This window comes from Methylomonas lenta (genome assembly GCF_001644015.1).
GTDB classification, from domain to species: Bacteria; Pseudomonadota; Gammaproteobacteria; order Methylococcales; family Methylomonadaceae; genus Methylomonas; species Methylomonas lenta.
In genome coordinates this window covers 47790-69697 of the sequence record NZ_LUUI01000066.1, presented here as the reverse complement: position 1 = coordinate 69697, position 21908 = coordinate 47790, and the positions used below count along the sequence as shown (strand labels likewise).

Here is a 21908-nt window from a genome sequence, read left to right as displayed (position 1 = left end):
GAAATAGTAGGTGTTTGAAATCATTAAAAACGGCGGCTGGATGATGTTGCCGATTATTTTATGTTCCATTGCTGCGATGGCGATTATCGGCGAGCGTTTATGGTCTTTACAACGCAAGCGTATCATTCCGACCGAATTGGTGCCGTATATCTGGCAATTACATCGCGACAATAAACTGGACGATGCCGCCATTCGCCGCATAAAACTCAGCTCTCCGCTAGGCACGATATTGGCCGCCGGTTTGGCCAACCGTAAACACGGTCGTGAGATCATGAAAAGCAGTATCGAAGAAGTCGGCCGTCAAGTGGCGCATGATCTGGAACATTATTTAAATGCGCTGGGGAGTTTAGCCGCCGTTACGCCTTTACTGGGCTTGCTAGGTACAGTCGATGGCATTATCCGGGTGTTTTCGGATATTGCAGTCGGTGGCATGGGCGATCCGGGTGTTTTGAGTGCTGGCATTTCCGAAGCCTTGATTTGTACGGCATCCGGTTTGACAGTGGCGATCCCGAGTCTGTTTTTTCATCGTTATTTCGAGCGCCTGGTGGATGATCATGTGGTGCGGATGGAAGTGGAGTCGCTACGCTTGCTCGACATCATGCAAGGCAATCGCGAGGACATTTAATGGATTTTCGCCGCAAAAAACGCGCACCGGTGGAGATTGGTTTAATCCCCATGATCGACGTGTTGCTGGTGCTACTGTTTTTTTTCATGGTGGCGACCACCTTTCGTCATCACACTGATTTAAAAATCAATCTGCCGGCAGCTAACGGTGAGGACATTGATCAATCCGCAAGCAAGGCTATCAATTTATTTATCGATGCCGAGGGTAAATACGCTATCGCCGCAGAAGATGGCAAGCCACAGCCGTTAGCGGAACAGAACTTGCCGGCGCTGAAAAATGCCCTGGCCAATTTTCCTGCCGAGTCGCGCCAACTGCCGTTTATCATCAGTGCAGATGGCAAAACACCGCATCAAGCCGTGGTGAGCGCGCTGGATATTGCCAGTCAATTGGGCTTTCATCATGTAACGTTTGCCATCAATCCACCGGATAAAGAATGAAAAAGACCCTGACACGCTGGCTTGAGGATGCCTGGTATAAAGAAATGTATATTTCCGCCTGGTTCATGCCGATTTCGATGATCTATGTCGATGTCATGCGCTTTAGGCGATTTTTGTACCGGGTGGGGATTAAAAAATCCAGCCGTTTGCCGGTACCGGTCATTATCGTCGGTAACCTGACCGTGGGAGGGACTGGGAAAACACCGTTGGTGATCTGGTTGGTGGCGTTTTTAAAACAGCAAGGTTATAAACCCGGCGTTATCAGTCGCGGTTATGCCGGCAGCAGCAGTCAAACCCCGCAAGCGGTTACTATTGATAGCGACCCTGCCTTGGTAGGCGATGAACCGCTGGTTTTGGCGCGCCGGTGCGCTTGCCCGATAGTGATAGGCGTCAACCGGCCTGCGGCCGCACTGCAATTGTTGGCCAACAACGATTGCGACATCATTATCTCCGACGATGGTTTGCAGCATTACGCTTTGCAGCGCGATATCGAAATTGTAGTCGTCGACGGCGAGCGCCGCTTTGGTAATGGCTATTGCCTACCGGTGGGGCCGTTACGCGAACCGCCGGAGCGGGTTAATACAGTTGATCTGGTGGTGGTTAACAGCCCGAAAGAATTGCTGGATGGCGAGTTTGCCATGCAATATCAGGGTGACAGCCTGATTAATCTGCAGAACGGTGAGCGTAAATCTTTGACAGAATTTGCTGGCAAACAATGCCATGCCTTGGCCGGTATTGGCAATCCAAGTCGATTTTTCACCCAACTGGCCGCTGCCGGGCTGAATTGTGAAACACAAGCATTTCCCGATCATCATGCGTTTAGCGCCGACGATGTTAAATTTAATGATGACAAACCGCTGATCATGACCGAAAAAGACGCGGTTAAATGTACCGGTTTTGCCCAGCCGCATTTCTGGTATTTGCCGGTCGATGCCGTATTGCCTGAAACCTATTCCGAACAATTACTTACATTACTTAAAGATAAAACTCATGGACAAAAAATTGCTTGATATCCTGGCCTGCCCATTATGCAAAAGCCCGCTGATTTACCATAAAGAACAGCAAGAGCTGATTTGCAAAGCGGACAATTTGGCTTTTCCCATTCGCGACGACATTCCAGTCATGCTGGAAGATGAAGCCCGCCAACTCAGTTTCGAAGAAAGCCAAGCTCTGCACAAATGAGCGCAGGGTTTAAAGTCGTTATTCCGGCGCGTTATGGTTCGACCCGCTTGCCCGGTAAGCCATTGCTGGACATAGCCGGCAAACCGATGATAGCTCATGTCTGCGAACGTGCGCTGGAAGCTAAAGCCGAGCAAGTGGTAGTGGCTACCGACGATCAGCGTATTTTTGATACGGTCAGTGCGTTGGGCTTACAGGTGGTGATGACCGATCCTGAGCATCAATCCGGCACCGAACGTATCGCCGAAGTGGCGGACAAACTGGGCTGGCAGGCAGATGATATCGTGGTGAATCTGCAAGGCGACGAGCCCTTGATTCCGCCAGATTACATTCGCGATGTGGCTACAGCATTGGCCGGACAATCTCAAGCCGGGATTGCCACGCTGGCAGCAAAAATTCACGACTCGGATGAAATTTTTAATCCCAATGCCGTGAAAGTGGTGCTGGATAAAAACGGCTATGCGCTGTATTTCAGTCGTGCACCGATACCGTGGGAGCGAGCTACTTTTCCGGATCGGCATGATGAATCAGCCAGCGCTTTACCCCATCTACGCCATATAGGCATGTATGCCTACACAGTCGGTTTTTTACAGCGATATTGCAGCTGGAACGCATCGCCGCTGGAAAGCGTGGAATCTCTGGAGCAATTGCGGATTTTGTGGCATGGCGAAAAAGTGCTGGTCAAAATCGTTGAACAAACCCCGGAAGCCGGTGTAGATACCGAAGAGGATTTGTGGCGGGTGGCTTTGAGTTTGGGGCAGGTTTAGGTAGCCAAGATTCAAGTCAGGAATAACCCAGCGCACAAGTAAGTCAAAGCGTTTCCGGTATTTAATTTTACCAGAAATGCTCATCGGATCATTCTGTCCAGGCTATAAGAAAAATAAAATGTCAATAAACTCATTAACTTCGTCTGAAAAAATTATTGCGCATGCTGCCGCAGGTACTGCTCTAACGATAGCGGCGGGCCACGCTTCAGCTTCTCTCGATAAGTTTGCCACTTGGTTCTTAACCGCATTCGGAGCAAGTCTAGCGCTTATATTGTCAAATATTAATGACGTCTCGGGCTTCATTTCGCTCCACACTATTGCTTGTGTTGCTTATCTATTTCTTTGGGCAAGTATTTTTTGTTTGGTCCAGAGGTATATCGCTATGGTTATCGGCTGTGGAGCATCTTCCGCTAAAGAATGCAGGGAGATTGGGGAGAAATTTGTACATATGGACGTAGATGAATTTATTGTGCAGATGAAAGCGGGAATGCCGGGGCTATTGCGTCTTTTCTCTAATAGTATGTTGGATGCAATATCGAAAGGTGACTTCGTTGCTGGAGGACGATTATTTCTTCGGCTCACACTGATTCAGGGGCTATTTGCCTCTATAGAAGTTATCGTGTTATTGGTTGCACTCAGTCAAATAGTTAATGAAATTAGTACGTAGGCTTAATACAATTAAATTTTATCATTCCCACGCTCCAGCGTGGGAATGCAGCTTTAGACGCTCTGCGTCGTCTTGCAAAAACAATGATTCGTTATTTAGGGCCGTAGGTTGGGCTGAATGCAATGAAGCCCAACATTTATCTTTCGATGCCTGGTTTATCCCAATAAATAAAGGCAACCATACAAAGAATTGCCTGAACATCTTCACGCCATTTGAGGGTGATACCCTATTGATTGGCCTTATTCAACACTGCACACTATGAGCATAGAGGAATGTTGCCAGCGAATTGGGCTGATGTGATTACGGATGTTTCCTCAGTGGGCGAGCGCTGATTTCTTGGGCTTGCTTACGTCAGCCCAACAACCTACGCGATTTCACCCTAAACCTTCAGATTAGCCATCGTTTTGAGCGTCAGGCCGCTTTTCCAACACCAGAGCATCGTGTTTATCGGAAAAGACTTCAATCAATTCGCCGGCCAGGGTTTGGCCGTCCCAGGATTTTTTGAGTATGCCGTGGTGTTTAAAGCGGTCGCTGTAAACCGGTTCCAGATTAAAAGTTAAGCTGCGACCGTCTACCTGGCCTTCGCCGCGCTCGAAAACCTTTTGCAGGTTGACATCGATGCGTTCGATTTTGACCTGTTTGTCTTGCTGGGTAATCAATAAATAATCTCCACCATCAAAATACCATTGCCCGGAAAAATCCGCCGGCTGCCGGCTTAGCCAAATTGCCGTGCCGGCCAGAGCGAGCAGGGCAGCGGTTGTATAAAGAATCATTCGATATAGGCGCGAACTGTTTTTAAGCGGTTTGACGTAATTTTTAATGTAGCCAATCAACTTGCCGACGTCTTGTTCCCAGCGGCTGTCGCTCAATTCAACCGCTTGCCGATAGGCCAGCGAGGAGAGGTCGGTCGGTAACTCGGTTATGTGCGGCATCTGTGCACCGTTGACCAAAAGTGGGATGATCTGAATGTCACGCTGCAAGGCCGTTTCGATTTCCAGCCGCACAAAATCCTCGGCATCGTCCAGTCGGCGCTGGCCGTTTTCGTCCGTGAGCTGTAACCAGTTAGGACCGATCACCACCAGAAACACATCCGCACCGGATAAATTGGCTTGGATGGATTCGGCAAAATTCTGCCCGGGGCTGATGTCGTCAAAATCCCTGAAAATTTGCTGGTCGCCAAAGGTTAGCGTCAAGCGATCGGCCAGTCGGCCGGAATAACCGCCGCTGTCATCGCGGCGATAGGAAATAAAGATTTTGTTCATCTGTTACTCCTGGAGGTGAGCTGTGGCGAATACCATTTCATTAAATCGGACTTTGAGCAAGAGCGTTGTATGTCGATTGGATGGGTTGATAATGCACGGCTTGATAATGCACGGCTTGTGAAGGTCATACTCATACATAAGTCGGCGTCGAAATCCTGGACATGATTTCGCAAGTGCCGGCAACGGCATGGCAGTCGTCACCATCTGAATGATGATAAAAGTTAATCTAATTTAACAGCGATTGCCCTGATGACTCTACTCCTTTGCCTTGACAAAACTTAGGCTAGACTTAAAGCTCATATTCAAATATTAGCGCAAACATAGCCAAAATAAATATCACACACTACTCTAAACCTATGTGGGGCAAATGAGTTTACTGTATTGCCTGTCAAACGGCTCATTCGCGTTTTTAAAGTTGTGGATTTGTGTGCGATAGCGAACCGACTTGGGGTTATAACCCTGTTATTTTAAAAAAGACAGGCAGCTTGGCTTTCGGTTCTCGCATTAGGTAACCTCTTAAATTTGGTTTTTAAACATGACTATAAACATTGAGCACCGAAAAAAAATGTCCATCAAACTCGAGTTAAGGAATGGCGAAAATATTCTGGTCTGAGTCGCTGGACTCAGGCAACTTCAGCTGAGCGAGATAATGGATAAATTCCAAACAACCAGATCGGGTTCTACTGACTTACAGCTAGTCGGCGCCTCAGCCGGCGGCCTGGAGGGCTTGGAGCAGTTTTTTGCCCAGGTTCCGGCTGTCAGCGTGGTGGCGGATGTCGCCGCGCCGCCGCAGCTGCAGTAAGATACCTTGGTGGTTTTGAGCACACTGGTGTTCGTGCAAAAGCAGCTCAGGGCAAGTGACGAGCGTTGGTTCAAGGTGAGGATCATGCCCTACCAAGCCCGGGACAATTTAATCGATGGCGCAGTAATTACCTTTATCGATATTTCCGCAACCAAGCAACTGGAAGCCAAATTAAGGAGTACCCATGGATACTGACAGCAAGATTGAGGAATTACGCCAGCGTGCCGAGCGTCAACTCGCCGAAACGCCATCCGGAGACTCGCCCGAATCGCATCAACGACTGTTGCACGAGTTACAAGTGCATCAGATCGAATTGGAGATGCAAAACGAGGCCTTGCAAGAAGCGCGAACCACCGCCGAGCAAGCCTTGGATCGCTATGCCGAGCTGTTCGATTTCGCCCCGATTGCATACTTTAGCTTAGGCGAAGACGGTAAGATTCATCAAACAAACTTTAAGGGTGAGCGTTTGTTGGGTATTGACCGGCTCAAGATAACCGGACGACAATTTGCTGATTTCGTCGCTACCAAATATCGGTCTGTGTTTAAGCGTTATTTGGGAAACGTGTTTGCCCATGCAGGGTCACAGCGTTGCGAGATTATGCTGAGCTTTGATGGTAAATCCAGCTGGATGGCTGTCGAGGCCACGGCCGATTCCAGCCGTAACAGCTGTCTGGTGGCTATGGTGGATATTAGTGAGCACAAGCGTAACCAGCATGAGCTGCAATTGGCGGCGACCATTTATATGGCGATTGAAGAGGCTATAGTGGTGGCCGATACCGATAACCGAATTGTGGCGGTTAATCCTGCTTTCAGCAAATTGACCGGTTATGCAAGCGCAGACGTCATGGGGCAATCGACTGCAATGCTTAAGTCCGATCGTCAGGATCAGGCTTTTTTTTGCGACATCTGGAATTCCTTGAATAAAACCGGCCAATGGCAAGGCGAACTATGGAGCCGGCGTAAACAGGGCGATGATTATCTAGCGCGTTTAGTCATTAGTCCCGTGTATGACAATGCCGGCCAAGCGATCCGACGGGTAGCGATGTTTTCCGACATCACCGAATACCGACGAACCGAAGAAATTATACGCAAACAGGCCAATATCGATCCGCTCACCGGGCTGCCGAATCGGCGTCTGTTTCTGGATCGCCTGCAACAAGCCATCAACAAATCCCATCGTGGCCAGCAAAAGCTAGCGTTGATGTTTCTGGATTTGGATCATTTCAAGGATATCAACGATACCCTGGGACACGATATGGGCGATCGCTTGCTGCAAGAAACCAGCCAACGGCTGCTGAACTGCATCCGTGAAACCGATACCTTGGCACGACCGGGCGGCGATGAGTTCACCCTGATAATGGGTGAACTGCATGAATTAAATAGCGTCAATCGGGTGGCACAAGCCATTTTACTAGCCATGATGACGCCATTTCAACTGCAGGACGAACGGTGCTATGTTTCTGTGAGTATTGGGATTGCCTTGTACCCCGACGATGCCAACACTCTGGAAGAATTACTCAAGAAGGCCGATCAGGCCATGTATACCGCCAAAAAACTGGGACGCAGCCGGTTTTGTTATTTCACGCCGACGATGCAGCAGGCGTCAGAAAGTCGCTTGCGGCTCACCAATGACTTGCGCCACGCCCTGATCGATCAGCAAATCTGGGTGGCTTATCAACCGATTGTGAACTTGGCGACTGGCGAAATCCGCAAAGCCGAAGCGTTGATACGCTGGCAACATCCAACCCGCGGTCTGGTGAGCCCGGCTGAATTCATCCCCATCGCCGAAGAAACCGGCTTGATTACCGAGTTAGGCGCCTGGGTGTTTCATCAGGTAGCCGAACAGGTTTCGAACTGGCGCATTCATCATCATGACCAGTTTCAGATCAGCATCAACAAATCGCCGGCGCAATTTCATAATATCGGACACAAGCTGGCCGATTGGTTCGAGCATTTACAGCGACTGGGGTTGCCGGGTGGCTGTATTGCGGTGGAAATTACCGAAGGGCTATTGCTGGATGCCTCCAGCATCGTTTCCGATAAATTGTTGGCATTTAAAGACGCCGGCATGCAGACCTCGCTGGATGACTTTGGTACTGGCTATTCATCGCTGTCTTATCTGAAAAAATATCAGATAGATTTTTTGAAGATAGACCAGAACTTCGTTTCCAATCTAAGTGCTGGTTCAACCGATATGGCCTTATGTGAAGCTATTATCGTGATGGCGCATGTGCTAGGTATGAAAGTGATTGCGGAAGGCGTGGAAACTGTAGAACAACGAGATTTGTTGCTGAAAGCCGGCTGCGATTACGGCCAAGGTTATCTGTTTTCGAAACCGTTGACAGCCAAGGCATTCGAGAAGTTGTTCTAACTGACAAAAGCTGGGCAGTTCAAGCGACTTTTTTTATAAAAGTATTTCAAAAACTTAAATTCATCAATGCCGCCCGGACTGGATAGCCTGGCAAACCGAGAGACACTCCCGATAGATTTCGAGCTTATCTGAAATGCAGCTATCGGAAAGCTTTGATCTGCGGGCCTAGCTTTTAAGCTATGTACGCTACCGCACCGACTCAGTTCAATTTTGCAGGTATCGTTTCATTTGAGCGTTTGGAAACAGCATTCCTCGCTTTGGGCATGGCTAATTGGGTCATGGCCAACACATCAGGAGATATTTATGAACAAAGATCAAGTGAAAGGCCGTGTCGAAGAAGTCAAAGGAAAAGTCAAAGAAGCCGCTGGCGTAATTCTGGATGACAAGGGGATGGAAATCGAAGGCAATATCCAGAAGAACATCGGTAAAGTTCAATCGGGCTTGGGTGATCTCAAGCAGGATATTGAAAAGGAATAATCAAATCTAGCATTGCTGATCCGTGCAGTTAAGTCTAAAGACTATTACCGCACGGCCAGTCGCAATAAACCCTGTTAAAAATTTTAGAGGAAATACTCGTGAAACTGACCATTATGAAACTCACCGGTTTATGGGCTTGCATCGTCCTAACCTTCTGCTCTTTTGGTGTATATGCGGCGGAAAGTCATTTAGCGCAAGGCCATGTAATCATCGCTGAAAATCAGGAGGCACCCGTGAATAAAGATCAAGTTGAAGGTCGTGTTGAAGAAGTCAAAGGAAAAGTCAAGGAAGCAACTGGTGTATTACTGGATGACAAGGGGATGGAGATCGAGGGTAATATCCAAAAGAATGTTGGCAAAATCCAGTCGGGGTACGGTGATCTCAAACAAGACATTAAAAAAGAATAAAAAACACACGCTACTGATCCGTGCAGTAGGCTACAGGCTTAGTGCAGCAGGGTTGTAAACAGGGACACGCTACTTTGGCGAAAAAATCCGCCAAAGTAGACGTAACTCATGTTAAAGCCGCCCAATAATTCACCTTAGCTAATGTAATCGGCACGGGACGATTAGTCCCTGCTATTAGCTTTGTTACTGAAGATGAACATCAAACATACCGCTGATGATCAGACTGGCCTATTGCTGAGAAAACAACACGGAAGCCGGTCGTCATAATTCTCAGAATATAGTGTGTTGCTGTTTGAAAGTTTATGTTCTGCCGAATAGTGGCTATCTCATGTTTTTTGCTTCAACCAGTATAAAAAATACACTCCGACTATCAATAAGCAGACGGTCAAAGCAGTCCCTAAATCATCGGTTTGGGTGGGTAAATCACCAAGCGGTACCAACGATGATTTGATGAGGTTAGGCCGATGAGCCGCAATCATGGGGGATTGAGCGAAAGCAGGCAGGCTTAAGATTAGAAGCGTGAAAGTGAGAATGGTGTTTCGCATAATGACCTCGCAACGGTTTTAAAAACAAAACCGCACAATGGTAGCGATTCGATTTAATTATAACCGTTAGTTCAATACTGTCTAGCTTTAATTATGGCAATTTTTTAGTTCTAGCCTCAAGATCAAAACAATGATGAATGCGAGTCAGCAGTTTCAACTGCAAGCCATAATATCAATTAGCAGGCTAATACAGTATGCATTTATGCAGACCATTGACCATAATTTTTTTGCCGCTCGATTGCGGCTAAAGATCTTAAATTATCCAAAATCTGCTGAAGTATAGTCGAATCGCTATCAAGTGGCGATACCATATAGGCGGGTAATTTGAATTGCGGGCTATCAGGTATATGAAATAGTTTGTGATCTTTGATCAGTGGTGCGGCGATGCGAATAGGCAAAAAGCAGGAACCGCCATTGCTGATCACTAATTGCACGGCTAGCCAGCCAATATTGACGACCTGGGGCGGGCGTTCCAGATTGGGATAAGCATTGCTGTGTTGGGCGTAGAACCCCGGCCCCCAATCGACGTAGATGTAATCGTCATTAGGCCAGGATTTTTCCGGGTCGGTGGTCAACAATACCAAGGTTTCATCAAATAAATGTTCGACCTTCAGTCCGGGATTGTGTTGCGGTGTATACATCATGCTTATATCTATCGAACCTTCGATTGCCCCGCGCATTAAATCTTCTTCAAAACCGATTTCGCTACGTATTGAAACGTCCGCTACTTGGCTGCGTATGATGCCTATCCATTCCGGTAACAAGGTTTCCCATATGGCAATACGTGCACCGATGGTAACGCTGGCACGATAACGGCTGGGTAAGCCAATGTCGTGGCGTGCTTGTTCCAGGGTTAACAACAATGTTTTGGCGTGACGTAAAAAGCGCCGTCCCGGCAGCGTCAAGCTAGCGCCGGAACGATTGCGCACAAATAAGCTAACGCCCATATACGCTTCCAGGCGCTGTATGCGAGTACTGACTGTCGATTGTGTGACATACAGCCTACTGGCGGCTTCCAGAAAGCTGCCGTTGGCGGCGACGCTTAGAAAAGTTTTGATCTGATCAATGTCCATATGGTTTAGTATCGGATTTATCGATATTAAAGTCCAATATAAATCGTTTGTCTTATATCAACTGAATTCCTATAGTTGTTTAAAACCACAGTCGCGAATTTGACTAGCTGTGATGTGCAACTTTTTGTGGGAGTACAGACGAATGAAAACATCATCTGATATCAGTTTTAATACAAATGGCTGGGGTTTATTCAGCGCCCGCTCAATCAATCTAAGCCTTGTTCTTGCGCTGGCCTTTCTGGTCAGTGGCTGCTGGGCGCCTGGTATTAAACCGCCAATTTCCGACATTAGTAAACTCAATACCATCCTGATTGTTCCGCTCGAATCTCCTCCACTGGAAATCACGCCAGATCCAATTGAAGATCGTATCCCGGCGTACGGAAATTATCACAACATGGCTATCGATTTTCCGCTGGAACAAAAGCTCTATAAAACCTCCGGAGATGTCATGGTTGCCGGTTTGGTCATACAAAGCGACGATGCCGTGGAAGTTAGCATCCAGGATGAGCCAGTGCCGCTACGTCCGGCAATCGGTTCCAATCCAATATGGACACCCACATTGGGTCTTGCTCAACAGGCTTTAACGCAATTGACCCAGCAGAATATTAAGTCTATATTGAGTCGCTATTACTGTAGCTTGCCGCTGGACGACGCAGACCGAAATGCTCATTTAAGCCATTGGCATGATGCGACTTTGGCATGGTATGGACAAAATACGGCTACTGCCGATTATCAATCGTATGCCGGTATTGATGCGGTACTGGAACTGGGATTGGGCAGCTATCGAATCTTTGCCGGCCAGACGTCGCTGCAAGTACTGATGAAGTTGATCGATCCACACACAGGACAGGTGATAGCTCGCACCCGGGTAAAAGCGTATACCACCGAGAATGTGGGAGAAACCAATCTTAATCGGGATAGCGAAACCTTTAAACAGCGTATAGCGCAAATGAGTTCGCAGCTGTTAAAACAAGGCTTGCATGAGTTTGGCTGGCAGCTTTGATAGGCAGGGTTAATGACACCACGACGTGAGTGAATAGACTATGGCTAACAGCGAAGAACAAAAGCTGCAAGGATGGCGCTTTATTTTATTCAACCTCTGTTTAGGCTTAAGCCATGTGTTGGTGATATTTAATGCCGGCGCCTATATCGCTATGCTGCCGCGGGTTGCGGCGGGCCTGGGCATCCCGCCTAGCTTCGCCACCTGGACCCAGACGGATTACATGATAGGGCTGGCATTGGCTTTTCCGGTGGGCGGCTGGTTGTCGCGGCGACTAGGTGAATATCGTCCGTTTGTGGCTGCATTTTTTGTGTTTGCGCTGGCCTCGGTTATCTGTGCGATCGCTACCTCGTTTTATGTTTACTTAGCCGGGCGCATCGTACTAGGGTTTGCTGGCGGCTTAACCCTGCCATTGGGGCAATCCTTGCTGATCAAGGAATATCCGGAGCAACAAAAATCCATCGGCATCGGGGTGTGGAGCGTATTTACCCTGACGCCGTTCACCTTCGCCCAGCCCATAGGTGGCTGGATAGCCGACACGCTGGGTTGGCGCTGGTTATTCTGGCTGAATATTCCGCTGGCTCTGGCCATTGGCGGCATTGTCGGTTATCTGCTTTGTCAACGAGGCATTACCCGTATCCGCCATCGTTTTGATGTTGTAGGGTTCGTGCTGATTTCGCTAGTATTTTTCGGCATACAAACGGTGCTCAATCAAGGCAACGACTGGGATTGGACTAACTCCTTGTATATCGTCGGTCTGATTATTTTCGTGCTGCTGACGCTGATTTATTGGGTGATCTGGGAATTCAGCCAGCGTCGACCCTTTCTGGACATCTGCTTATTTGCCCAACGAAATTTCACCATAGGCGTGATCATTTTGTTCCTGGGTTTTCTGATGTTTCAGGGCTTGTTATCCATGTTGATTGTGCAGTTGCAATTAGCAATGGGCTATTCGTCGTTGTTGGCGGGGTTGGTGTTTTTACCGATGGCGATTTTTGCCAAGCCGGTCGCCAGCGTGTTTCATGAAGTAATCAAATACTTCGATGCCCGTTGGTTGGTTTCGCTTAATTGCCTGGGTTTTGCCGCCATCTATTTTTGGCTGAGCCATTTCGATGGTCATGATGCTTTTGCGCAACTATTCTGGCCCAAAGTTCTGGAAGGGGCTTGTCTGGGCAGTTTCTTTGTGCCCGTGACCGCCTTGTTAATGCATGGCTTGCCGCCGGAACGAACCTGGCGCGCGGTGGAGTTGGCCAGTCTATTGCGTATTGCCGCCGGCGCCATGGGCATTTCCTTGCAAGGCATTGTGATTTATCAGCGCGCGCCCGTGCATACGACCCGATTTGCCGAGTCGCATACGATTTATGATGCCAGACTTGAACAAACGCTGGATACCCTGATGTCGGCGGGCTTTACCGAATCGACCGCCGTTGCCAAATTGGCCAAGCTGGCTGGTCGCAACTCGGTAATTCACGCCATGAATGATGCGTTTTGGCTGGCCAGCTGTTTGTTTGTCGGGTTAGCGATTCTGGTTTGGTTTGCTAATCCCACCAAGCTATCCGCCAGACGTACGCTAAAACAGGAACAACGCCGGGAATCCCAAGAAATGCTGGTGGAGGATCTGTAATGGCAACAGTTATGCGCTATCGAGTCCTAATTTTTTTAGTCACCATACTCAGTTTCGTATCGGGTTGCGCCTGGTTCGGGGATGAGACCCAGCGGGCCGAAATGATGGCTGTACCAGCCATGTCACAGACACTGGCGGATGCCAAGTCAACCAATGCCGCATGGCCGCAAGCCAACTGGTGGCAGAGCTTTAACATGCCGGCATTGAATCGATTAATCACAACGGCTTTGGCGGACAATCCTGATTTCAAGGCCGCCGCCGCGCGGTTACGGCAATCGCAAGCCATGGTAGATGGGCAAGCGGCAGAGCTGTATCCCACGGTTGATGCCAATGTCAGCTTCAGTGCGCAGCGTTTTTCAGCCAACAGCACTCAGGCCAAATTCGCCGGAGAAAATTTTCGCCAATTGCTGATCAATCCCCTGGTTCTACGCTATCACCTGGATTTTTGGGGGCGTGACCAGGCCGCCTTGGAAGCGGCCGTGGGTAGGTCGTTAGCCGTGGAAACCGAACTGGCCGATGTTAAGTTATTGCTGGCAACCGCGATAGCGGCTAGTTATTTCGATCTGGTAATGGCCAGCGAAAAACAGGCGATTGCCGAAAGCATCGTCGCCGACAGGGAAGCGCTGCTAAATCTGCAGCAAGTCCGTTTGACGACCGGCTTGGTCACCGAGACGCTGGTGCTGCAAGCCAAGATGGCGCTGCATGGCGCGCAGCAACTGCTTGCCAGTATACGTGCCGAGGTGGAATTAAATAAAAATCTGTTGGCTACGCTGGCCGGGCAGGGGCCTGACTGGGGGCGCAGCATTGAGATCACAAGCGTTGTATTACCAAAGCCTTTGGCGTTACCGGCCGATTTGCCATTAAGGCTTTTAGCGCACCGGCCTGATGTCAGCGCTGCACGCTTGCAGGCGCAAGCCGCCGCGCAGGAAATCAAAGTCGCGGAAACTGCCTTCTATCCCGACGTTAACTTGATCGCGTTCACGGGTTTGCACAGCGTCAGTCTGACCGACGTGCTGTTGCAGGGCTCCAGTCTGGCTTATGCGGTGGGGCCTTCGATCGAATTTCCTATCTTTGAAGGCGGGCGCTTGCGCGCCAATTTGAGCTATCAGGAAGCGACTTATGATGCTGCGGTGGAACGTTATAACGCCAGTCTGTTGCATGCGGTTCAGGACGTAGCCGATGCTCTGACGCGATGGCGGGAAATTGATAGCCGCATGGCCGCACAAATGCAAAGTGTTGCCGATGCCGACGACGCTAAAGGTCTTGCCGTCAGTCTTAATCGTAACGGACTCAGCGATCGCAGCGACCTAATGCTGGCTAACCTGGAAGCGCATCAGCAAGGCTTGCGATTGGCTGCATTGCAAGGTCAGTATTTTAAAGTCGCAGTGCAAACCATTAAAGCGCTAGGTGGCGGCTTTCACGACATTCAGGCGGACAATCAAAAACTCAGCTATGCAAACTAAAATTCGCCCAAAAGAAATTCTGCATCACCGCAATCGTCGACTAAAGCGAGTAACCTTATTTGCCGTGTGGGTCGGCTTAATGTATGTCGTCTATTGGTGGACGCTTAACCAGGATCGCGTGAGCACTGACGATGCCTTTGTAATGGGGCATCTGATTCCGTTGAAGGCGCAAACTGACGGGATTGTGATCGAGATTTTGACCGAAAATACCCAGTATGCGCAAAAAGGCGAAGTGTTGGTCAGGCTGGACGGCGTGCATGCGCAAATTGCCTTGCAAGAAGCTGAAGCCGAATTAGGCGAAATCGTGCGTAATCTGGTGAGTTTGACGGCTAAGGTCGACACCCTGAAACAGCGCATCATTGCCAAACAAGCGGCGCTGAATCAGGTTAGGCATGACCTTGATCGTTTTAAGGCGGCGGCACATGACGGCGCGGTTTCCGATCAGCAAGTACAAAACACGCAGGATAAAATTCGCGAGCTGGAAGCGGTCATAAGGGAAAACCAGGCTGAAAAAAATAGTGTCGAAGCGCAAATAGCCGGCATCCCCATCGACAACCATCCTGCAACCGAAAAGGCTAAAAGCCGGGTACGCGCGGCGTTTTTGAATTTTCAGCGTCGCAACATCGTAGCGCCGGTATCGGGTTATGTCGCTAAACGCAAAGTCGAGGTGGGCGACAGCGTTAAGCCCGGTGTGCCGCTGCTGGCGATTGTGCCTCTGGACGACCTGTGGGTGGACGCTAACTTTCTGGAAACCCAGGTAGCCGACATTCGCCCCGGACAGACGGCTGACATTAGAGTCGATGCTTACGGTAACGACTTGATCTATCACGGCATCGTGCAAGGTATTTCGCCCGGCACCGGCAGCACCTTTGCCTTATTGCCGACCGATAATGCCACCGGCAACTTTATTCATGTAGCCGAACGGGTACAGGTGCGGATAGGCTTGAATCCCGAAGAGCTGGAGGAGAATCCGTTGCAGCCCGGGCTATCGACTGTCACGCGTATCAACATCAGAGATGCAGGTTGGCCTTTATTGGCGTCTAACGTCAGCGTTGCCGGCGACGCCTATCGAACCGGAATTTACCAGCATGAGTTAGACGGCGTCGAGCAACGTATCCAGCAGATTATTGCATCGAATAAGCGGATGGCTGATTCAGGTGGTGGAGGTGTCGATGGGTAGAGAAGGAAAACCCGTGTTGCCACCTAAACTGGCCGCATCCGCCAAGGTGTATTTGTCCAGTACCGCCATAAATGCCCGCTGCGCTTCATATAGCGTGGCTTTGAGGAAGCAGTTGCGGATCAGGCGGCATTCATTATTAGGCAGATCGAAACATTCGACCAGATTCATGTTTTGCTCGGTCTGCCGCACGACGTCGCCAACGCCGATGGTATAGGCGGGTCTGGCCAGTTGGATGCCGCCGCCCTTGCCTCGAGTCGAGATGATGAAACCTTGGTTGGCCAAGCTATTTGCCACTTTTACCAAGTGATTGCGGGAAATTTGATGATAGTCGGCAATCTCGGCAATGGTGGCCATTCCCGGCTCCGGCAAGCGCGCAAGATAAATTAATAAGCGCAATGATAAATCCGTAAATTGCGTAAGTTGCATTTTTAATACTCCTTTAAGTTTGCTTGTTTTTGTGTGTACCTTAAAAAACATGATATAGGGGTTGACGAGTTTGTAATCAAGCCATAAGATGCATTTCAGATGTATATTACTTGAGCAGAAGATTAAGCCCTCAAGGCATTAGCTGTTCATTTAAGGTGCATCTTAAATGTCTTTTTACTATTTGGAGCGAAAATGTCACAACAAGAATCCTTGTACGAACAAATAGGCGGCGAAGCCGCTGTTAATGCCGCCGTTGATATTTTTTATCGCAAAGTACTAAGCGATGAGCGTATCAATGCCTTCTTTGACGATGTGGACATGGAGAAACAAGCCGCTAAACAAAAAGCCTTCCTGACCATGGCTTTCGGCGGACCACACAATTATACCGGTTTGGATATGCGCAAAGGCCATGCTCATCTGGTCGCACGCGGCTTGAACGACTCGCATGTCGATGCCGTGATCGAAGATCTAGGCGCCACCTTGCGCGAATTAGGCGTCAAGGAAGAGCTGATCGCGCAGGTAGCCGCCATCGCCGAAAGCACACGCAACGATGTGTTGAGTCGTTAATCGTTCAATTTGTTAATGGGGGGCCGCCGCTATGGCAATTATTCGTTACGCAAAAGACAACTATGACTTGGAAGAAAACCAGTCTGTTCTAGATTGTTTAACCCATCGCGGTGTGGCCCTGCCTTTTTCCTGTCGCAGCGGTGTCTGTCAGACTTGCCTGATGCGCGCGACGGGCGGCACCCCTACGGAAGCATCACAACAAGGTCTAAAAGACAGCCTCAGGCTGCAGAACTATTTTCTGCCTTGCGTGTGCTATCCGGATACTGATTTAGAGGTGGCATTACCGGACGATGCCGATGCGCAGGCAGTGATTCCGGCAACCGTGAAAAGTTTGCGCCTGCTTAATGCTGACATCATGCATGTCGAGCTGGAATCTCATGCCCAGCTTGATTACCGGGCAGGGCAATTCATTAACCTGTTTCAACATCAAACCCTGGGTCGCAGTTATTCGCTCGCCAGCGTGCCGCATCAGGATGATCACCTGCATTTGCATGTGCGGCGTTTGCCGCAGGGGCGTGTCAGCGGCTGGATACATGATGAGCTTCGCCCCGGCCAAACCGTCGAGCTTCGCGGCCCTGGCGGAGATTGTTTTTACATACCCGGCGATCATGCACAAAGCATGATGTTAATCGGCACGGGCTCGGGGCTTGCGCCGCTGTACGGTATCATTCGTGATGCGCTGAGCCAGGGTCATACCGGTCCCATTTATTTGTTTCACGGCAGTCGCGACCTGAATGGACTATATTTGTCTGCAGAATTACGCGAGCTGATGGCGCACTATGCGAATTTTAATTACATACCCTGCCTTTCCGGGGACGATGTCCCAGCAGGCTATGCGTCAGGGCGTGCTCACGATATTGCCTTTGAGCAAATTCCCAGTTTAAAGAACTGGCGCATGTTTTTGTGCGGGCATCCGGAAATGGTGCGGATCACGAAAAGAAAAGCTTTTCTGGCGGGCGCTGCGATGAAGAATATCTATGCCGATGCGTTCAATGTCAGTCAGCCGCTCTAGAGCGTTTGTGCTTGCGGCTATATTTGTGCGCTTTATTAACAAAAGCAAGGGGAGTTCGCCATGTCCAAATACACCGTCAAACTAAAGTTCAACCGCGAAATTGCTGAAGGAACCATGGCGTTTCATTTTGAAAAACCTGCCGGATTAAGCTTCAAAGCAGGTCAATTCGGCAACCTGACGCTGATAAATCCAGCGGAAACCGATGCCGAAGGCGACACACGAGCGTTTTCGTTTGCCAGCGCCCCTTACGAAGACGAGCTTATTTTTGCCGCCCGTATGCGCGATACGGCGTTCAAGCGGGTATTAAAAAAAATGCAGCCCGGTACCGAGGTAATGCTGGATGGGCCTTATGGTTCGTTCACCCTGCACAATAAAGCCAGTGTGCCGGCTGTTTATCTGACCGGCGGCATAGGCGTCACGCCGGTCAGAAGCATAGTGCTGCAAGCCGTGCATGATCAGGTGCCGCACCGAATCCTGGTTTTTTATGCGAATCGAAGACCGGAAGATGCTGCCTTTCTGGACGATTTGTCCGTGGCGCACGCCAGCAACCCAAACTATACCTTTGTCGGCACCATGGCCGAGATGGAAAAGTCCAGTCGCGAGTGGCATGGCGAAACCGGGTTTATCAATAAAGCCATGCTGCTGAAGTTCATCGATGATCTGACGCTACCCATTTTTTACATAGACGGACCAGCACCGATGGTAAAGGCGATGCGTGACATGCTCAGCGCAGCGGGCGTCGACGAAGACAACATCCGCACGGAAGAGTTCTCAGGTTACTGATCAGGGCTTAAACGCCATGAATGTTGCCACACATCCCATAACGACAGTGGATTCCGCACTTTCTCCCTGGTGGCTACGCACGGTGTTGATTGTGATGGTGCTGGGCTTTGCCGGACTAATCGCCATCACATCACTGGCCTATCACAACGCTCCGCCGATTCCCACGCAGGTGCTTGATGCGCAAGGTGTGCTCTTGTTTAGCGGCGATGACATCAGCGAGGGCCAGGCTATCTTCCTTAAATACGGATTGATGAATAACGGCAGTATCTGGGGCCATGGTGCATATCTGGGGCCGGATTATTCGGCCGAGGCATTGCACCGTATCGGCGAAGATACCGCCACGGCCATTGCGCAGCAACAATACCAACAGCCACTGCTTGCACTGACATCCGGGCAGCTAGCGGCAGTGTATGCGCAAACAGCAGTCGAACTAAAAACCAATCATTATGATGCCGCCAAGGCAACCCTGCGTCTGACTCAAGCGGAGACAACCGCTTACCATAAGCAGATTGCTTACTGGACGGATTATTTTCTGAACCCCGAACGTAACGGTGGGCTCCAGCGCGGCCTGATTAGCGATCCCAATGAATTACAGCGGTTTACCGCCTTCGTTACCTGGACAGCTTGGGCCTCGGTAACCAATCGTCCCGATGAAAATTATTCCTATACCAACAATTTCCCGTATGACCCAAGTGTCGGTAATACCGCCGTTCCCGGCGCACTGTTGTGGAGTGCATTGAGTCTTATCGTATTGCTGGCCGGCATTGGCATCGTACTGTTGATGTTTGGCAAATTCGATTATCTGGGTTGGATTAGCAGCGGACAGCATGTACATCCCCATCTGCTGCCTGGTCAAGCCAGTGCCGGCCAGCTAGCACTGGTGAAATTTTTCGTGGTGGTCGCACTGCTTTTTCTTGCCCAGACTTTGTTGGGCGGTGCAACGGCACACTATCGCGCCGATCCCGGCAGTTTTTACGGCTTTGAACTGGAGGCCATATTTCCCAGCAATCTGACGCGTACCTGGCATCTGCAACTAGCCGTTTTCTGGATCGCCACCGCCTTTGTCGCCGCGGCCTTGTTTCTCGGCCGATCGCTACGCAAGGATGAACCGCGCTGGTTGGCCGGCTGGGTAAATCTGCTATTCGCTGCTTTCGTCGTGGTCATAGGCGGCAGCCTGATAGGCGAGTGGGTGGGGATTTCTCAAATGCTGGGTCAATGGTGGTTCTGGTTCGGCAATCAGGGTTGGGAATACCTTGAACTCGGCCGGCTGTGGCAGTACTTATTGATCGTCGGTCTATTAGTTTGGTTTACGCTTTTATTAAAATTAGTGCAGCCGAAATCCTTGTGTGAGCCAGTGGCCTTACCTTTGATAAGACTGTTTCTATTGGCTTCCCTGGCCATTCCGCTGTTCTACATACCGGCAGTCTTTTATGGCGCCAAGACTAACTTCACTGTGGTCGATACCTGGCGTTTTTGGATCATTCATCTATGGGTCGAAGGTTTCTTTGAATTCTTCGCCACCACATTGGTGGCACTGCTGTTTTATCAACTGGGACTTACCCGGCTTAATGTTGCGCTACGCGTGATTTACCTCGATGCCATTTTATATTTCGCCGGCGGCCTGATCGGCACCGGCCATCACTGGTATTTTACCGGCCAAAGTAGTGTCAACATGGCGATGTCGGCCATGGTCTCGGTACTGGAAGTGGTGCCGCTGACACTGCTAACCCTGGACGCCTGGGATTTTGTCCGCACCACACGGGCTGATTGCGACGTTTGCGGCAAATCAGTCGCCATACCGCATAAATGGACCTTCTATTTTTTGATGGCTGTCGGCTTCTGGAACTTCGTCGGCGCCGGCATTTTCGGTTTTCTGATCAACCTGCCTATCGTCAGCTACTATGAGGTCGGCACCCAGTTGACGCCTAACCATGGTCATGCTGCGATGATGGGTGTATTTGGCATGCTGGCGTTGGCTTTAATGGTATTTGTGTTGCGCCAGACCAGCAGTGATACGCACTGGGTCGATATCGAGAAATACGTTAAGCTCGGGTTTTGGGGCAGTAACGTCGGTCTGGCTCTGATGTTAATCATGAGTTTGTTCCCCGGTGGCGTGTTGCAGGTCTGGGATGTTGTTCAGCACGGTTATTGGCATGCGCGCAGCCTTGACTACATCGGCAGTGAAAGATCACGCCTGATCGAATGGCTAAGACTGCCCGGTGACTTGGTATTTATTCTATTGGGTGCCGTACCGTTGCTCATAGCATCCATCAAAGCTTGGCTGGATGTGCATCGACAGCTTGAGCAGGCTTGAAATTGGTAAAAATTAGTTTGGGAAAGTAGCGACTTTTTTTGTCGCCGGATTGTTAGCTTGTGTTTGATAAGTTTAAACGTATGAGGAAAGAGTCATGGCTACACATCACGCATCATCCAATGAAGTTGTTGACCTGGCAACTTGGGCAGAAGACGTCCCGAATGAAAAATCAAAAGTCATTATGAAAACAAATGACATGGAACTTGTCCGCCTGGCTCTTGCGGCGGGTAAAGAATTTGCAGATCACAAAGTTTCAGGGCCTATCGTGGTTCATTGCATAAGCGGAAAAATTGAGTTTGTAGCCATGCAGACAACCCAATCATTAACACCTGGCCAGCTCGTTTATTTAATGCCGGACGAACCGCATGCCGTGAAAGCTGTGCTGGATTCTGTGGTGTTACTCACTATCATCTTTAAAGCCTAAACCGTTATTGCCATGCCGGACAAATTATTCAAATAACGCTGCTCTATACCATCATGCAACAGCCAGAACATTATCGATTCAGGATTAAAAGGGTATACGACCAAGCTGACAAGCATGACGGCCGGCGCATCCTGGTGGATAGGCTTTGGCCGCGCGGTTTGACCAAGGAAAAAGCCTGCATCGATCTGTGGTTAAAAGACATTGCTCCCAGTACGGAGCTGCGGAAATGGTTTGATCATGATCCTGCCAGGTGGCATGAGTTTAAGGCCCGCTATCTGGATGAGCTCAAGGGTAATCAGGCGCAAATTCAGCTGTTAAAGCAAGAGCTGGACAAGGGCATCGTGACACTCGTCTATGCAGCAAAGGACGAAGCACATAACCAGGCGCTGGTGATTCAGGAAAATGACTGGCTTTTCCGTTAGCGAGAGGAAGATCAATGTACCCGTACAGGCGAGAGATGCAGGCAGCAGTACCGAACAGCTCAAAGCACTGGCAGCCTATAA

The 21908-nt window shown here is 49.7% G+C and carries 24 protein-coding genes; 21 read left to right on the top strand and 3 right to left on the bottom strand.

Annotated elements, in window-relative coordinates:
* Window positions 1-10: 10 nt before the first annotated feature.
* From A1359_RS04615 to A1359_RS04590, 6 genes are all read left to right on the top strand, one after another.
* Complete coding sequence (locus A1359_RS04615; RefSeq protein WP_066978675.1) at window positions 11-625, top strand: MotA/TolQ/ExbB proton channel family protein; 615 nt, start codon at window positions 11-13, stop codon at window positions 623-625.
* Window positions 625-1062, top strand: a complete 438-nt coding sequence (locus A1359_RS04610; RefSeq protein WP_066978673.1) for an ExbD/TolR family protein — start codon at window positions 625-627, stop codon at window positions 1060-1062. The genes A1359_RS04615 and A1359_RS04610 overlap by 1 nt, the downstream gene beginning before the upstream one ends.
* Window positions 1059-2072: a tetraacyldisaccharide 4'-kinase gene (lpxK, locus tag A1359_RS04605; protein ID WP_066978671.1), complete on the top strand. Its 1014-nt coding sequence runs from the start codon at window positions 1059-1061 to the stop codon at window positions 2070-2072. Before A1359_RS04610 ends, lpxK begins: the two co-directional genes overlap by 4 nt.
* Window positions 2053-2244 (top strand): Trm112 family protein, encoded by a 192-nt coding sequence (locus A1359_RS04600; RefSeq protein ID WP_066978668.1) that lies wholly within the window; start codon window positions 2053-2055, stop codon window positions 2242-2244. The genes lpxK and A1359_RS04600 overlap by 20 nt, the downstream gene beginning before the upstream one ends.
* The gene (gene kdsB / locus A1359_RS04595) at window positions 2241-3008 is read left to right on the top strand and encodes a 3-deoxy-manno-octulosonate cytidylyltransferase (RefSeq protein WP_066978665.1); all 768 of its coding nucleotides are present in this window, start codon (window positions 2241-2243) and stop codon (window positions 3006-3008) included. The genes A1359_RS04600 and kdsB overlap by 4 nt, the downstream gene beginning before the upstream one ends.
* 118 nt (window positions 3009-3126) lie before the next feature.
* Window positions 3127-3675, top strand: coding sequence for a hypothetical protein (locus A1359_RS04590; RefSeq protein ID WP_066978663.1), 549 nt, complete (start codon window positions 3127-3129; stop codon window positions 3673-3675).
* A gap of 392 nt (window positions 3676-4067) precedes the next feature.
* On the opposite strand, the gene A1359_RS04580 is transcribed toward A1359_RS04590, so the two are convergent.
* Complete coding sequence (locus tag A1359_RS04580) at window positions 4068-4937, bottom strand: toll/interleukin-1 receptor domain-containing protein (RefSeq protein ID WP_066978657.1); 870 nt, start codon at window positions 4935-4937, stop codon at window positions 4068-4070.
* Between the two features lie 649 nt (window positions 4938-5586).
* Here A1359_RS04580 and A1359_RS22265 point away from each other — a divergent pair.
* From A1359_RS22265 to A1359_RS23055, 5 genes are all read left to right on the top strand, one after another.
* Window positions 5587-5739, top strand: a complete 153-nt coding sequence (locus A1359_RS22265; protein WP_157200468.1) for a hypothetical protein — start codon at window positions 5587-5589, stop codon at window positions 5737-5739.
* Window positions 5740-5748: 9 nt separating this feature from the next.
* Complete coding sequence (locus tag A1359_RS23420; RefSeq protein ID WP_332310063.1) at window positions 5749-5934, top strand: PAS domain-containing protein; 186 nt, start codon at window positions 5749-5751, stop codon at window positions 5932-5934.
* Window positions 5924-8110 (top strand): sensor domain-containing protein, encoded by a 2187-nt coding sequence (locus A1359_RS04575; RefSeq protein WP_066978654.1) that lies wholly within the window; start codon window positions 5924-5926, stop codon window positions 8108-8110. Before A1359_RS23420 ends, A1359_RS04575 begins: the two co-directional genes overlap by 11 nt.
* Window positions 8111-8413: 303 nt before the next feature.
* A complete protein-coding gene (locus tag A1359_RS04570; protein WP_066978651.1) occupies window positions 8414-8587 on the top strand; it encodes a CsbD family protein in 174 nt (57 codons plus the stop codon).
* Window positions 8588-8685: 98 nt separating this feature from the next.
* A complete protein-coding gene (locus A1359_RS23055; RefSeq protein ID WP_232322110.1) occupies window positions 8686-8994 on the top strand; it encodes a CsbD family protein in 309 nt (102 codons plus the stop codon).
* A 745-nt stretch (window positions 8995-9739) separates the two neighbouring features.
* Here A1359_RS23055 and A1359_RS04560 read toward each other — a convergent pair.
* Window positions 9740-10612, bottom strand: a complete 873-nt coding sequence (locus A1359_RS04560) for a LysR family transcriptional regulator (protein ID WP_066978648.1) — start codon at window positions 10610-10612, stop codon at window positions 9740-9742.
* Window positions 10613-10754: 142 nt separating this feature from the next.
* Here A1359_RS04560 and A1359_RS04555 point away from each other — a divergent pair, with 142 nt between their 5' ends.
* The 4 genes from A1359_RS04555 to A1359_RS04540 are packed head-to-tail and all read left to right on the top strand — an operon-like array spanning window position 10755 to window position 15879.
* The gene (locus tag A1359_RS04555; protein WP_066978645.1) at window positions 10755-11615 is read left to right on the top strand and encodes a hypothetical protein; all 861 of its coding nucleotides are present in this window, start codon (window positions 10755-10757) and stop codon (window positions 11613-11615) included.
* A gap of 40 nt (window positions 11616-11655) precedes the next feature.
* Window positions 11656-13236: a DHA2 family efflux MFS transporter permease subunit gene (locus tag A1359_RS04550; protein ID WP_066978642.1), complete on the top strand. Its 1581-nt coding sequence runs from the start codon at window positions 11656-11658 to the stop codon at window positions 13234-13236.
* Entirely contained in the window at window positions 13236-14699 is a 1464-nt protein-coding gene (locus tag A1359_RS04545; RefSeq protein WP_083960496.1) for an efflux transporter outer membrane subunit, read from the top strand. Before A1359_RS04550 ends, A1359_RS04545 begins: the two co-directional genes overlap by 1 nt.
* Entirely contained in the window at window positions 14689-15879 is a 1191-nt protein-coding gene (locus A1359_RS04540; protein ID WP_066978639.1) for an efflux RND transporter periplasmic adaptor subunit, read from the top strand. Before A1359_RS04545 ends, A1359_RS04540 begins: the two co-directional genes overlap by 11 nt.
* On the opposite strand, the gene A1359_RS04535 is transcribed toward A1359_RS04540, so the two are convergent.
* A complete protein-coding gene (locus A1359_RS04535) occupies window positions 15853-16305 on the bottom strand; it encodes an RrF2 family transcriptional regulator (protein ID WP_066978636.1) in 453 nt (150 codons plus the stop codon). The two genes, A1359_RS04540 and A1359_RS04535, sit on opposite strands and share 27 nt — an antisense overlap.
* A gap of 192 nt (window positions 16306-16497) precedes the next feature.
* Here A1359_RS04535 and A1359_RS04530 point away from each other — a divergent pair, with 192 nt between their 5' ends.
* From A1359_RS04530 to A1359_RS04505, 6 genes are all read left to right on the top strand, one after another.
* Complete coding sequence (locus tag A1359_RS04530; protein WP_066978633.1) at window positions 16498-16872, top strand: group I truncated hemoglobin; 375 nt, start codon at window positions 16498-16500, stop codon at window positions 16870-16872.
* A 31-nt stretch (window positions 16873-16903) separates the two neighbouring features.
* Window positions 16904-17884 (top strand): FAD-binding oxidoreductase, encoded by a 981-nt coding sequence (locus tag A1359_RS04525; protein ID WP_066978630.1) that lies wholly within the window; start codon window positions 16904-16906, stop codon window positions 17882-17884.
* Between the two features lie 60 nt (window positions 17885-17944).
* Window positions 17945-18667 (top strand): ferredoxin--NADP reductase, encoded by a 723-nt coding sequence (locus tag A1359_RS04520; protein WP_066978627.1) that lies wholly within the window; start codon window positions 17945-17947, stop codon window positions 18665-18667.
* Window positions 18668-18683: 16 nt separating this feature from the next.
* On the top strand, window positions 18684-20981 hold the full coding sequence (locus A1359_RS04515) for a nitric-oxide reductase large subunit (RefSeq protein WP_066978625.1): 2298 nt from the start codon (window positions 18684-18686) through the stop codon (window positions 20979-20981).
* Window positions 20982-21075: 94 nt separating this feature from the next.
* Window positions 21076-21405 (top strand): cupin domain-containing protein, encoded by a 330-nt coding sequence (locus tag A1359_RS04510; RefSeq protein WP_066978621.1) that lies wholly within the window; start codon window positions 21076-21078, stop codon window positions 21403-21405.
* Window positions 21406-21458: 53 nt separating this feature from the next.
* Window positions 21459-21827 carry a DUF488 domain-containing protein gene (locus A1359_RS04505; RefSeq protein WP_066978618.1) on the top strand — a complete coding sequence of 123 codons (369 nt, stop codon included), beginning with the start codon at window positions 21459-21461 and terminating at the stop codon, window positions 21825-21827.
* Window positions 21828-21908 lie beyond the last annotated feature (81 nt).